This is a genomic window from Streptomyces sp. NPDC033131 (assembly GCF_055578365.1).
Genome location: NZ_JBVIPA010000010.1, coordinates 207,885 through 221,411, shown reverse-complemented (window position 1 = coordinate 221,411; position 13,527 = coordinate 207,885). Strand labels below are relative to the sequence as shown.

The 13,527-nt window shown below is 69.2% G+C and carries 10 protein-coding genes and 1 pseudogene; 3 read left to right on the top strand and 8 right to left on the bottom strand.

Going from position 1 to position 13,527, the window contains the following annotated elements:
- Positions 1-59 precede the first annotated feature (59 nt).
- Entirely contained in the window at positions 60-1,430 is a 1,371-nt protein-coding gene (locus ACZ5XS_RS16070) for an APC family permease (RefSeq protein WP_468651641.1), read from the bottom strand.
- Positions 1,427-2,305: a carbon-nitrogen hydrolase family protein gene (locus tag ACZ5XS_RS16065; RefSeq protein WP_468651689.1), complete on the bottom strand. Its 879-nt coding sequence runs from the start codon at positions 2,303-2,305 to the stop codon at positions 1,427-1,429. Before ACZ5XS_RS16065 ends, ACZ5XS_RS16070 begins: the two co-directional genes overlap by 4 nt.
- A 150-nt stretch (positions 2,306-2,455) precedes the next feature.
- Between ACZ5XS_RS16065 and ACZ5XS_RS16060 the strand changes: the two genes are divergently transcribed.
- Entirely contained in the window at positions 2,456-3,388 is a 933-nt protein-coding gene (locus ACZ5XS_RS16060) for a LysR family transcriptional regulator (RefSeq protein WP_468651639.1), read from the top strand.
- Between the two features lie 1,098 nt (positions 3,389-4,486).
- Positions 4,487-4,627, top strand: coding sequence for a hypothetical protein (locus ACZ5XS_RS16055; RefSeq protein ID WP_468651637.1), 141 nt, complete (start codon positions 4,487-4,489; stop codon positions 4,625-4,627).
- 113 nt (positions 4,628-4,740) lie between these two features.
- Here the strand turns inward: ACZ5XS_RS16055 and ACZ5XS_RS16050 are convergent, their stop codons facing one another.
- The 3 genes from ACZ5XS_RS16050 to ACZ5XS_RS16040 form a co-directional block, all read right to left on the bottom strand.
- Positions 4,741-6,702 (bottom strand): serine hydrolase domain-containing protein, encoded by a 1,962-nt coding sequence (locus ACZ5XS_RS16050; RefSeq protein ID WP_468651635.1) that lies wholly within the window; start codon positions 6,700-6,702, stop codon positions 4,741-4,743.
- 1,105 nt (positions 6,703-7,807) lie between these two features.
- Entirely contained in the window at positions 7,808-8,596 is a 789-nt protein-coding gene (locus tag ACZ5XS_RS16045; RefSeq protein WP_468651687.1) for an ATP-binding cassette domain-containing protein, read from the bottom strand.
- Between the two features lie 29 nt (positions 8,597-8,625).
- Positions 8,626-8,784, bottom strand: a complete 159-nt coding sequence (locus tag ACZ5XS_RS16040; protein ID WP_468651633.1) for a hypothetical protein — start codon at positions 8,782-8,784, stop codon at positions 8,626-8,628.
- A gap of 871 nt (positions 8,785-9,655) precedes the next feature.
- Here ACZ5XS_RS16040 and ACZ5XS_RS16035 point away from each other — a divergent pair.
- Positions 9,656-10,313, top strand: a pseudogene (locus tag ACZ5XS_RS16035) (IS6 family transposase).
- A gap of 142 nt (positions 10,314-10,455) precedes the next feature.
- Here the strand turns inward: ACZ5XS_RS16035 and ACZ5XS_RS16030 are convergent.
- From ACZ5XS_RS16030 to ACZ5XS_RS16020, 3 genes are all read right to left on the bottom strand, one after another.
- Positions 10,456-11,412: an LLM class F420-dependent oxidoreductase gene (locus ACZ5XS_RS16030; RefSeq protein ID WP_468651631.1), complete on the bottom strand. Its 957-nt coding sequence runs from the start codon at positions 11,410-11,412 to the stop codon at positions 10,456-10,458.
- Positions 11,413-11,474: 62 nt separating this feature from the next.
- On the bottom strand, positions 11,475-11,930 hold the full coding sequence (locus tag ACZ5XS_RS16025; protein ID WP_468651629.1) for a cobalamin B12-binding domain-containing protein: 456 nt from the start codon (positions 11,928-11,930) through the stop codon (positions 11,475-11,477).
- Entirely contained in the window at positions 11,930-13,507 is a 1,578-nt protein-coding gene (locus ACZ5XS_RS16020; protein ID WP_468651627.1) for a methylmalonyl-CoA mutase family protein, read from the bottom strand. Before ACZ5XS_RS16020 ends, ACZ5XS_RS16025 begins: the two co-directional genes overlap by 1 nt.
- Positions 13,508-13,527: the final 20 nt, after the last annotated feature.

Below are 13,527 nucleotides of genomic sequence, written 5' to 3'. Positions count from 1 at the left end.
TCACGCGCCAGTACAGCAGTTGTTGGGGGCACCCTCGTCTCCTCGCATCGGGAGGGGAGCTACGCGGTGACTCTGTCCGTGGCCGCGGGGTCGTCATCGAAGGTCATCTCCGGTGCGGGCCGGCGGAAGCCCTTGGTCAGGACGGCCAGGTAGACGACGCCGATCCCCAGCCATACGCCGCCGATCTGGAGTGCGACGTCACCGAGCCTCGTGAGCAGGTAGAGGGAAACGCCGGCGCCGATGGCCGGCATCACCAGGTACGAGAAGAGGTGGGGGGTGCGGCCGTGTCTGCGCTCGCGGACCAGGTGGGCGATCACGCAGACATTCACCAGGGCGAAGCCGAGAAAGGCGCCGAAGTTGATGAACGAGGTGGCTGTGGTCAGGTCGAGTTTCATGGCGATGACACCGGCGGCCGCGGTCAGCAGCAGGTTCAGGACGGGCGTGCCGGTCTTCCCCGACAGGTTGCCGAAGACGGCCTTGGGCAGTGCGCCGTCGCGTCCCATGACGTACATGAGACGGGCGGCGGAGGCTTGCAGGGCGATACAGGAGGCGATGGATCCGGCGATGGTGACGAAGTTGATGAGCTCGGCGTACGTCTCGCCGCCGACCTGGACCTTCAGGTGGTAGGCGGCCGCGTCGACGTCGGCGAACTGCGCGCCGGGGTGGACCAGTTGCATCACGAAGGACAGCACGATGAAGATGGCTCCGGCGGCGAGGACGCAGCCGATGATGCCGCGGCCGATCGTCCTCGCCCCGCCCCTGGCCTCCTCGCCCAGCGTGGAGACGGCGTCGAAGCCGAGGAAGGAGTACGCGGCGATGGCGGCGGCCGCGGTGACCGCGCCGATCGAAGTGCCGGAGTTCCACAGGGCGTCCGTGGCGGGCGCGGAGGAGCCGTGTTTGCCGAGGAAGACGACACACAGGGTGGCGAAGAGGACCAGCGACCCCAGAGCGATGAACATCAGGACCTTGTTGACGCGGTCCGCGAGCTTCATGCCGAAGACGTTGATGGCGGTGGTGATGCCCACCGAACCGATCAGCCAGACCCACTTGGGTATCTCGGGGAACTGGGCGTGGAAGTAGATCGCCGTGATCAGCCAGCCGACCATCGGGATGAAGAAGTAGTCGAGCAGCATCGCCCAGCCGGACAGGAAACCGATGCGGCTGTCGAGCATCTTGCGGGCGTAGGTGTAGACCGACCCCGCGCCGGGCACGGCGCGCGCCATCTTCGCGTAACTCAGCCCGGTGAGCAGCATCGCGAGGGTGGCGACGGCGAACGCGGTCGGGGCCACGCCGCCGCTGGTGGCGGCGACCACGCCGAACATGGTGACGACGATGCCAGGGGAGATGTAGGCCAGGCCGAACAGGACGACGGAGAGGAGGCTCAGGTCGCCCTTCAGTCTCATGCTGTTCCCAGTTGTCTCGCTGCTCATCGTGGTGGCTCCTCGGTGGTGTGGGCGGGGTTCCAGGTGGCGGGGTCGATGCGGCCCCCGTACAGCGGGAGTTCGAGGGACGGGTCGCCGGGGCGGAACTGGTCCCAGATCCGGTTGAGACCGGCGGTGCCGTAGCGGCGCACGTTGCCGACCTCGTCGAGGTCGATCACGTCGGTGAGGGTGGAGTCGCCGGCGTCGACGGTTTCGGCGCGCACCGTGCCCTGGGGATCGATGACGAGGCTGCGGCCGATCCCGGAGGGGGCGGCGGAGTTGACGCTGGCGACGAAGACCTGATTGGTGATGGCGTTGGCGCGGCTGAGGACGACTTCCTGCGTGCGGTCGGTCGTCGGCGTGCGGACCACGTTGACGATCAACTCGGCGCCCATCCAGGCCAGATGGCGGGAGACCTCCGGGAACCAGGCGTCGTAGCAGATGGACAGTCCGATGCGACCGACCCCGGGGAGGTCGACGACCTCGAACCGGTCGCCGGGCGTGGTCGTCTCGTACGGGCGCCACGGGAAGACCTTGCGGTAGGCGGCGAGGCGCTCACCCTGTGGTGAATAGAGCGGTGTCGTGTTGTGGACGCGGTCGCCGGTGCCTCGTTCGTAGACGCTGCCGGGCACGAGCCAGATACCCAGATCCCCCGCGAGTTCGGCGAAGGCCGCATCGCGTTTGCCGTCGAGCGGCTCGGCGGCCTTCTCCGGGGCGGCCGGGATGCCGGGGTCGCTCTCGCCGAGGTGCAGTTCGGGGTAGACGACGAGGGCGCCGGGTGCGTGCAGTTTCACGCGCCGCTCCACGTCGGCGGCAAAGCCTGCGAGGTCGTCGACCGGGCGGCCGGGCGCCTGGGCGAGGATCAGGGGCAGGGGGCGGGCCATGCGGGAACCAGCCAATCGAAAGATTGTTGTATGAGGGGAAGTCGACGGAGATTCGGGTGCCGATAACCGAAAGTTACGGTGGTCCAAGAATGCAGCCAGTCAGCCATAGCCTCAAATACTTGGAAGGGTTGACTATCATGCCTTTGAGGCATGAAAGCCTCCTCCGTCTCCCGAGGGATCACCGCCATGGAACTCCGAGTGCTGCGCTACTTCCTGACCATCGTGGAGACCGGTTCGGTCACCAAGGCTGCCGAGGTGGTCCGCGTCGCCCAGCCCTCGCTGTCACGCCAACTGCGCAGCCTGGAAGGGAACTTGGGGATGACGCTCTTCGACCGCGGCGGCAAGCAGATGGTCCTGACGGCGGCCGGCCGGCGCTTCCTTCCCCTGGCCCGGGACCTGGTCGCCCGCGCGGACACTGCCGAGGCCGCGGTCGGTGCGCTGGCTGCCGGTCGTGCCATGCGGATCACCGTGGCGGCGCCGGCCACCACCATCACCGACGTGATCGCGCCGTTTCTGGCCACCTGGGGGCCGGAGGATCCGCTCGTCACCGTGCAGGCGGAGACCCCGGCACATGCCTACCAGGCCCTTGCGAGGGGCGCCGACGTAGCCATCTCCTCGGCAGCGCCGAGGCGCCGTTTCGCCGGGCTCCCGGTGGCCCGCCTGCCGCTGTGGGCCTACGTCCGTGCCGACCATGCCTGGGCGGACCGGGACCGCGTCACCATCAGGGAACTTGCCGCGGCGCCCCTCATCGTCCTCACCCCGGCGCACGGCACCCGCCGCATCGTGGACCATGCCGTGCAGGACGCGGACGCCTCGTACGACATCGTGCTCGAATGCGACACCCCGCACGTCGCACAGGCCATGGCAGCTTCGGGCCATGGTGTCGCGGTGGTCTCCGACGATCCCCGCTTCGACCTGCACCCGCTGCTGATCCTCGACAGCACGGGCGAACCGCTGCAGATCCACCTGCACGCGGCATGGGACGCCGGCCACTATGCGCTGCACAGCATCGAGGCATTCGCGGCCGGGTTGTCACGCTTTTGTGTCGAGCGGTACGGGCCCCAGGTCGCCGCCCGCCTGTGAACTGCAGCGACGACTACAGACCACAGCCCTCGCCACGGCGCGAGGCGTGACCGCACGCCGACCCGACGGCCGACAGGCCAAGGAGAGCTGAAGGTATGCCCGGCAGGCAGCCTGGCCAGACCGGGCAGGCATCGGACGATGGCCCCCGGTGCGCCCCACCATGCGGCGATATCCGCATCAGCTGCGAGCCCGAGACGACTGGCGCAGCAGCTTGCGGGCCGTGCGCAGGAGGGTCGCCGCGGCCTCGGGAACGCCAGCGGGCACGACCAGGTCCTTGACGAGGTGTTCATGGCATTCATCTCAAGTCGCCGCAGACGGACACGTCCCGTCCTGGAGCTCGACGATGCTGCCCTCAGCAGACTGCTGAAGTCCCTCCAGGCGAACGACAAGTGCGGGCACGATCGCGACGACGGGCCTGTGCATGGCGCAGATAGCCCGTCTCCTGGACCAGAGCCGGGCCGGCTGGGACCGAACCCACCAGCGCTCCGTGCTGGCGTACCGCCCGTCCGAACCGCACGGGCCCCGTGCCTGGGCCAATCGTGAGCCGCGCAACGCGAGCGCGCTTCTCCTCTCCGCATGGGCACAGCTCGAACGCGGAAGCTCCCGGGGGCGCCTGGAGGGCCGCAATCGCCGGCAGCTGTCTGCGCGCCGCCGAACTGGCGCCGGAGGACCACTCCCTGGGTGGTCCTGTTGGGTCTGTCACGGCTGGAGCGCCGCAGTCAGCCGAAGGTGTTCGGCTTGTGGAACGAGGTCCTGACCCGCGACCGTGGAACCGCGAGGCGTACCTGAGCATGCTGCGCTGTCTGGAGCCGGAGGAGATGGGATCGCGGATCCAGGTACTGGACTTCGTCGACGCGGTCCGCGCCCGCACACCCGCGGACGCGCCCTGGTCGCGGCCACCGAGCTCACCGCCCAGACTCTGCAGTACCACTCCGTCCTCACCCGGGGCGGAGTCGAGGCACTGATGGCACGCAACCACTGGTCCCACGCATCGGCCGCCCAGGCCCTCGACCGTGCGGCGCACACACCTGGGCCCGGCCCGGGTTCTTCCACCGCGCGGCGGCCCTGGCCCACCTGAACCTGCTGGCCTACGCGCTGATGGCCGCCGAGCGGCGCGGCGAGGCCAGTGCGGTCTTCGAGGCGATCAACGGTACGGTCGCGTCCTGGCCCTGGAGCGTCGGCGGCGACCCGGCGTCCGAGTTCGAGAAGGCGCGGATCAGGAGCGGGACCGGCGTGTGACCTGCGGGCCCCCCATCCCTCGCCGAGGCGGGCGGACGGCTGTTGACCGCAGAGGAACGTGGTAGGGGCCCGCATCTGCCGAGCTCCCTACCACGAGTCGCCATCGGCGGACGTCAACCGCGGATGATGTTCCGGGCCTTGCAGGTCCTTCTGGCCAGGGGTGACGTCACGCTGCCGCCGGCCGCCCTGGGTCCTTCGATCTCCCCGGTCTCGAAGCCGTCATTGCCAAGCAACTGGCCGGCCGTGCACGTCCCGCCGCCCCCGCCGGTGGCGGGCAGCTTGTACGCCTGCGCGGCTGCCGCCGACCAGCCGAACTCGTCGTTGTCGCTGAAGTAGTAGTACGTGGCGCCGTTGGGCAGCATCGCCGCGGTGATGCCGCCGAAGCCGGACATGAACGGCACGTACACCGGGCTGGTGAACACCGGGTTGTCCGCCGAGGTGAACTGCCGGGCCCACAGGCCGCTCTGGTACTTGTAGGTCTTGCCGGTCGTGTCGGCGGTCGTGGTGATGCCGCGGTTCGCCGGGTTCTGCTGCATCGCGTCGGCGAGCATCGTCGCGTCGAGCTTCTGCACCCCGTCGATCTTCCCGCCGTCGGCGTTCAGGAACCGGCTGACCTTGGCGATGTCGTCCTGCGTGTAGAACAGGCCGTACCCGCCCAACGGCTGCCCGGTGGCGCTGTTGTCGGTGCGCTCGGTGGTCAGCACGTCCGGGCTCAGGTGCAGCGGGACCAGCACCTGGTCGCGGATCCAGCGGTAGATGTCGCTGCCGGCGCCGGCCTTGGACACCAGGTAGTTCTGCATCGCCCGAGCCAGCACGAAGGTGTCGGAGGAGTGGTAGACCCACTTCGTGCCGGGTGCGGCGGAGTGCGGGAAGGCCAGCGCGGCGTTCATCTTCGGCCCGTACGCCTCGGCGTCGAAGAACGCCGTCATGCCGCCGCCGGACTCGTCGGCCTCGAAGGCGCTGGAGAGGTAGTTGCCAGTGGCCATGTTCGCGGTGTCCTGGAACGTGACGCCGCTCCAGGCGGAGGTGTCCGCCTCGCCGACCCAGTCGCGGATCAGCTGCGACGGCACGGACGAGCCGTAGACCTGCGTCAGCCGCATCAGCACGATGCCGGCGAACATCGTCTTGGCCAGCGAGTACGACGGCAGCACCATCTGGTTGCAATACGGGTACGCGCCCTGCCGGGTCTGGCACGCGCCGACGTAGTTCACCCCGCCGTAGGACACGCCGTACGTACTCAGCGCCGAGGCGCTGACGCCGCTGCCGAACGCGCTGGTGTCGATGCCGGCGTTCGGGTAGTCGGTGCGCAGCGCGCTGATCGGCTTGGTCGGGACGCGGTGGGCGACCTCGGCGGCGTACGCGTTCTTCAGGTCGGTGTCACCGGTCACGGTGTGCCGGGAGTAGGTCGCGCCGACCTGGCCCCACATGTCGAACTGGAAGTACTGGCACGTCTCGTGCGTGATCTGGTAGCGGACCTTGGAGATCTTGCTGCCGCCGAAGAGGAAGGTCAGCAGGCCGTTGTGCACGCAGTTCGCGTTGCGCTCGACCAGCGCGAAAGGCAGCGAGACGCGGGTGCGGCCACCGTCGCCGTACTCGTTCCAGGCGCGGCCGCCCCCGACGATCAGGTTCCAGTACGCGCTCCCGGTGATCTGCAGGCCGCGGACGGCAGGGATGACGTGGCTGCCCCTCTGCACGAGATCGATGCTCACCGGCGGCAGGTGCTTGAGCGCGGCGGTGGCCGCGTAGTTGTAGGTGTCCTTGACGGTCCGGAAACCGCCTGCGGTGGCCACGCCGTTGAGCGTCAGGGTGCCCTCGAAGGTGCGCGTCGGGGCTGCGGCAGCCGCGGGCAGCGCGAAGGCGTCGTTGGCGACGGTGCCGGTGGCCGCGCCGCTGGTCAGGTCGGCGGCGGTCAGCACCTTCCTGGTCACGGCGCCGCTGCCGGTGAGCGGATCACCGGGTACGGCGGTCGTGGCGTACGCGGGTCTCGCCGTCAACGGCGACAACGGCACGAGGACCAGAGCCAGTACGAGGAATGCCAGCACGGCGCAACAGCGCCGGGCGAACAAGACGGACACAGTGAACTCCTCGGGAACACGAAGGGGTAGTGCCCGCATTCTGGTGACGCGCGCTGCTGCCGTCGAAGACCAATTGGGGTTCGACGACATGCCTCGAAGGCATCGGCGGGGGTCAGAGGTCAGCCGGACCGGCGGCCGCCGGAAGTCAGAAATCATATGGTGGGCAACCGCTGCTGGTGGGCAGTCAGCAGGCGGGCGAGGAACTCGCCGGTGTGGCGCGGGACGTCGAGCGTGGCAACACAGGTGCCCAACGTGAAGCCTGTGGTTCAACAGACGATCTTGTGGTGAGCACCGTCCTACCATCGGTGCACTGACGCAGTTGGGGGCCGGTGGTCCCGGGCGGGGTGTCGGCGTCGAGGTCGACGAAGAGGACGCCCAGGCGCGGCGCAGGCCGTGGAGCTCTGCCTCGCTGATGGTCGGTGAATGGGGTGCGGGGTGGTGCGCAGCGGCTCGGCTGTTCCCAGCCGCCAGTTTCTTCGATGCGCCGGCTTCTGCCCGGCGCTTGAGGCGCGGAAGCCCCGCCGACGCGCAACCGGTAGCCGGTGCGCCCCGAGCCGCCGAGGCGCACCAGCCCGTGCCTGCCGTTCCTCCTCTTACCTTGTCTGGGAGTGGCGCGGGGGTCTGCTGAGGTGATGTCGGGCCTTCCGTCCATGTCAAAAAGGACCGGTGAACCTGGTAGTGGGCGAGGTTGTCGGTTGGGGTTGTGGGCGGAATTGTCGTCCTGGTCGGGGGCAGGGATATCGCACCGTGATGTCGGTCGGGCCCCTGTGGCCGGGATCTTGGTCAGGGGTGGCTACTGGCCTGAGCAGTACGCGGGGATGAAAGGTCGCAGTGTGCGACCAACGGCCAGATGCACCTGATCATCGCGCCGGGGGTGTGGATCGAGCAGTCGTCCCGGCGTGGCGGCGAAGTGCGCGAACTCGGGGGCGCTTCCGGCGGCGGAAGCCGTCCATCGTTCCCCAGATTCCGACCTGAAGTCCTGTCCTTCGAGCCCTTCTTGGCCACTCAAAGCCCCGCGTAGCCGGTCATCTCGAAGCGGATGCTCCTGCCCCTGTACGCATTCGATGGCGGTGCGGCGTCGACCGGGGAGCCTGGCTCCCGGCTGTCATGCGCCGAGACCTACGCCGGTGGTGATGTAGTGGACCACTTCCTGGGTGTTTGTGTTCTCGGCCCGCAGATCGGCGATCATGTGCCCGCCTCGCAGCACCCACACGAAGTCGGACACCTGCATGACCTGCTCGATGTTGTGGCTGATCAACACGACCGCCAGACCGCGATCGGCCAGGGACCTGACGACTTCCAGCACGCGCCCGGTTTCCTTCACGCCCAGTGCGGCGGTGGGCTCGTCCATCAGCACGACCTCGCTGCCCCAGCCGACGGCCCTGGCGATGGCGATGCCCTGCCGCTGGCCGCCCGACATGGCGCCCACCTTCGCCTTGATGTTGGGCATGCGGATCCCGTACTCGTCGATCAGTTCTGCAGCCTTGGCTTCCATGGGCTTCTTCCGCAGACGGAACAGTGAGCGGGGGCCGCCGGACAGTTCCCGGCCAAGGAAGAGGTTCGCCGCGACGTCCAGGTTGTCGGCCAGGGCCAGGTTCTGGTGGACCGTCTCGATGCCCGCAAGCCGTGCGTCGTTGGGGCCGGCGAAGGTCACCGGCGCCCCGTTCACGAACAGCCCTCCTTCATCGGGTGAGTGCACACCGGACAGGCACCGGATCAAGGTGGACTTGCCTGCGCCGTTGTCTCCGACCAGGGCGGTCACCTCTCCTGCCCGGGCTGAGAAGGTCACGTTGTCCAGTGCCACCACACCACCGAAGCACTTGATGATCCCTTGTGCCGAGACCGCGGGGGCTGGCCCCGTCTCGCCGCCAGGGTGCTGTCCGAGTTTCTGCATGGCTGCTCTCCTTTGCGGGTCGTCGCTCCTCACTTGGCGGCAGGACAGGAAGAGATGGGATACCCGGCGGTCTTCACCGCAGCCTTGATGTTGTCCGCGTTGACCGGCACGGCCGGGAAGAGGACCTCCTTCTGCACGGGCTTGCCCGTGTGGATCTTGGCGGCGATGTCCGCCGCCGGACTCGTCATCTCTCATAAGCTCAAGCTCATCGCCTGACCCGAACAAGGCCGGCCCGCGGGACCGCCCGAGCAGACAGCCCATCAGAGGGACGGGAGAGGCTCAGCGTCGCCCACGCCTGTGATCCGCGTCCATATGCGGCTTGCACGGGCGCGGGAGGGGCCCGCTCGTAGGTGTCTGTGTGTCGAACGCCAGCTCCACACCATTCCCGGCCCTCTCGGGGACAGCGCCGTCCTCCGTCAGCCGGAAGGGACCAGGACTCAGGCGGCAGTGCCGCGACCGCCCGCTCGTATGTGTCGGTGCTGGTATCGATCGTCAACCGCACGCCATCCTCGACTGCCCCGAAGCCCTCCACCAAGCCCTCAGCGTCTGACCCCAGCGCCCTCAACGGCTGCGCTGACCGACCGGCTCAGTGCTGACAGTGATCGCGCTGGGACGGGTAGCGGGAACCGAGCTGGCGCCAGTGGCCGTGCACGATGCCTTCAGCCTCGCGCACCGCCCGCTGAGTGCATGCCAGGTCCATCGACAGGCCCTGCCCAGCCGGGGCACCCGGCGCAGCCCGTGCCCCGACCATCCCCCAGCGCCGTCCGGCGCGAGGCACAGCGGGATACGCCCACAGTGCGCGGCCTGCCACGTCGGCCCGCCAGGCACCATCGCGCCGGCAGTACCGTCGCCACCACCGACAACGCGCTGGCGGCATAGACCTCATGACCGGCCACTGGCTCCTCCTGCCGGACATCCGCATGGAACGTGCCGGATTCATCTGTCCCGGCAGTGCCGAGCACCCGCCGATTCTTCCTGCCCGGGAAACGTTCCGACGGCGGTCCCGGCGACGGCGGCAGGCGGCTGTCGTAGAAGGGGCACCGGCACCCGGTCGAGGTCATCTCCCACTGTGTGTGGCTGCACCACCGCTTCCCGCTCAGCTTCCGCGAGGTCGAGGAGCTCATGCTCGAGCGCGGCGTGAGCGTCTCCTACGAGACGATCCGCCGCTGATGCGCCGAGGTGGGCAGGCCTACGCCACCGCGCTGCGCCGCGGGCAGCCCCGGCCCGGTGACAAGTGGCACCTGGACGAGGTCCTCATCACGATCAACGGGCGGTTGCAGAACCTGTGGCGGGCCGTCGACCAAAACGGCAACGTCCTGGACATCCTGGCGCAGAACCGTCGGAACAAGACCGCGGCCAGGCGCTTCATCCGCAGTCTGATGAAGAGGATGGGCGCGGTGCCGCGGGTGGTCGTCACCGACAAGCTCCGCTCCTACGGCGCTGCCCACCGGGAGGTCATGCACTGCGTCGAGCACCGAAGTCGAAGGCCTGAACAACCGGGCCGAGAACAGCCACCAACCGACCCGGCAGCGTGAACGGGCGACGAAGAACTTCCGCTCCGTGCGCAGGCCCCAGCGGTTCCTGCCCGCGTTCAGCGGTATCCCTCCCGGCCCCGCCGCCAACGGATGCCCGCCCACGACTGCCGAGCCGAGAGACCGTCCGCTTCGCCCTCTGGGTGCAGATCACCGGCGTCGCCGGCCTTGCCACCGCGGCCTGAGCACCAGCCCGGCTCCCAAGCCCACCCTGCCCCGACGCGCCGTCAGGCAGTCACAGCCAGCAACGTGACAACGCCGACTGTCGTGCTCTACGTCAGCCAGGCCCAGCCGGAGGTGACCGTTCCCATGCAGCAGGATGTCCTCTCAGCGAAGCTCCGCGGCGAGCGTCGCGATCAGTTCGCGGGTCCGGAACTTGGAGGCAATCAGTTCCTCGCGGTTGTCCCCGATCGGAAGCAGGCGCACCGAGAGGTCGGTGGCGCCCGCGTCGGCGAAGCGGCGCAGGCGGGACAGGATCGCCTTCTCCTCGCCCACCGCGCACAGGTCGCCGATGTCGCGGGCTTCGCCCTGCTCGAGAAGGCGCTGGTAGTTGGGTGAAATCTCGGCCTCGCCGAGAATGCGGTTGGCGCGTTCGCGGGCTTCGTCGACCCGCGAGGGCTCGCACAGACAGACGGGGACACCGGCCACGATACGCGGGGCGGGGCGGCCGGCGGCTTCGGCGGCCTTCGTGATGCGGGGAACGACGTGGTCGGCGATGGCGCGCTCGTCGGCCATCCAGAGGACTGTGCCGTCCGCGCGTTCGCCGGCGAGACGCAGCATGACCGGCCCCAGTGCGGCGACGAGGACGGGCAGCGGGGTCACCGGCCCGATGTCGAGGGGGTTGTGGACGTTGAAGGTGGGGTTCTCGACGTCGACCGGACCGGGGGCGGCGCGTGCCGCGTCGAGGACGTCGAGGTAGTCGCGGGTAAGGCCGGCAGGCTTCTCGTACGGCAGGCCGAGCATGTCGCGGATCACCCAGTGGTGCGAGGGGCCGACGCCGAGGGCGAGCCGGCCGCCGGTGGCCGCGTGGGCGGAAAGAGCCTGGCGGGCGAGGGCGATCGGGTGCTGTGCCTGCAACGGCACCACGGCGGTGCCCAACTCGATACGGGTGGTGCGCGTTCCCATGAGGGTCACGGCGGTCAGCGCGTCAAAGTCGGTGGGGATCTGCGGGACCCACACCGTGTCGAGTCCCGCCGCCTCGGCCCACGCGACATCGTCGAGCATCCGGGCGGCTTTGCGGGCGCTGTCACCGCGCTCGGGGCCGATCATCACGCCTGTGCGCACGGTATGTCCTCCTGCTGGTTCGGGGCTGTCGCCGCGGACCTGTGCCGCGCGCAGGGGGCGGCTCACACGGCCCGGTCGGATGGGGCGGGTGACGCGGCGCCCCCGAGGCCCAGGGCCGCCGCGTCCGCCTGGGCTGCCAACTTGCGCATCTTGTGAACGAGTTCGTCCAGCGGCACGCCCGTCGGGAAGACCGCGGCCGCCCCCGCGTCGAGGAGCCGGGATACGTCGCCCGCCGGGACGGTGCCGCCCACGACGACCGCGATGTCCTCGGCGCCCGCGGCACGCAGTGCTTCCACCGTGCGGCGGGTCAGCGCCAGATGGGCGCCGGACAGGATGCTCAGTCCGACCACCGCGACGTCCTCCTGGACCGCGGTGGCGACGATGTCGTCGATGCGCTGCCGGATGCCGGTGAAGATGACCTCGAAGCCCGCGTCGCGCAGCGCTCGCGCGACGATCTTCGCTCCTCGGTCGTGTCCGTCGAGTCCGGGTTTGGCGACGAGGATGCGGGCGCCGGCCATCAGTACACCACCGGCTGCCGGAACTCGCCCCACACATCTTTGAGCGCGGTCACCATCTCTCCGACCGTGCAGTAGGCGAGGGCGCAGTCGACGAGCAGGGGCATCAGGTTGTCCGTCCCTTCGGCAGCGCGCGCCAGTGCGGTGAGCGAGGTCCCTACGGCCGAGGGGTCGCGCTCCGCCTTGACCCTGGCGAGCCGGTCGAGCTGCAACTGGCGCCCCTTGGGGTCGAGTTCGTAGGTGGAGATATCCGGCGCGGGTTCGTCCGAGACGAAACGATTGACGCCCACGACCGGCCGCTCACCCGACTCGGTCGCCTGATGGATGCGGTACGCCTCGTCGGCGATGAGGCCTTGCAGATAGCCGTCCTCGATGGCGCGGACCATGCCGCCGTGGGCGTCGAGGTCGTCCATGATCTCGACGATGCGGGCCTCGGTGGCGTCGGTGAGGGCCTCGACGAAGTACGAGCCGCCGAGCGGGTCGGCGACGCGCGTGACACCGGTCTCGTGGGCGAGGATCTGCTGGGTGCGCAGGGCCAGCGTGGCCGACTCCTCGCTGGGCAGCGCGAACGGCTCGTCCCAGGCGGCGGTGAACATCGACTGCACGCCGCCGAGGACGGAAGCGAGCGCCTCGTAGGCGACGCGCACGGTGTTGTTGCGGGCCTGCGGCGCGTACAGGGAGGCTCCGCCCGCCACGCAGCCGAAGCGGAACATCGCCGCCTTGTCGGTGCCCGCCCCGTAACGCTCGCGCACGATCGTGGCCCAACGCCTGCGTCCGGCACGGTATTTGGCGACCTCTTCGAAGAAGTCGCCGTGCGTGTAGAAGAAGAACGAGACCTGCGGCGCGAACTGGTCGATGGTCATCCGGCCGCGCGCGAGGACGGTGTCGCAGTACGTGACGCCGTCGGCGAGCGTGAACGCCATCTCCTGCACGGCGTTGGCTCCCGCGTCGCGGAAGTGCGCTCCGGCGACCGAGATCGCGTTGAACCTCGGCACCTCGGCGGCGCAGAACTCGATGGTGTCCGCGATCAGGCGCAGGGACGGCTCCGCGGGCCAGATCCAGGTGCCGCGTGAGGCGTACTCCTTGAGAATGTCGTTCTGGATGGTGCCGGTGAGCTTCTCCCGCGGCACGCCCTTGCGCTCCGCCGCCGCCACGTAGAAGGCGAGGAGGATCGCGGCGGTGCCGTTGATCGTGAAGCTGGTGCTGATCCGGTCGAGCGGTATCCCGTCGAAGAGCACCTCGGCGTCCGCGAGGGTGTCGACGGCGACGCCGACCCGGCCCACTTCCTCGGCCACCTCAGGGTCGTCGGAGTCGTATCCGCACTGGGTGGGCAGGTCCAGGGCCACCGACAGGCCGGTGCCTCCCTGGTCGAGGAGGTAGCGGTAACGCCGGTTGGACTCTTCGGCGGTGCCGAAGCCCGAGTACTGGCGCAGGGTCCACAGTCGACCCCGGTAGCCGGTCGCGTAATTGCCGCGGGTGAAGGGATAGCTGCCCGGCGGGGGCGGCTCGGCACCACGGTCCTGCCGTCCGTAGACCGGCTTGAGCGGGATGCCCGACGAGGTGTGCGAGGAGGCGTCCATCGGCGGATACGTTACTTGCG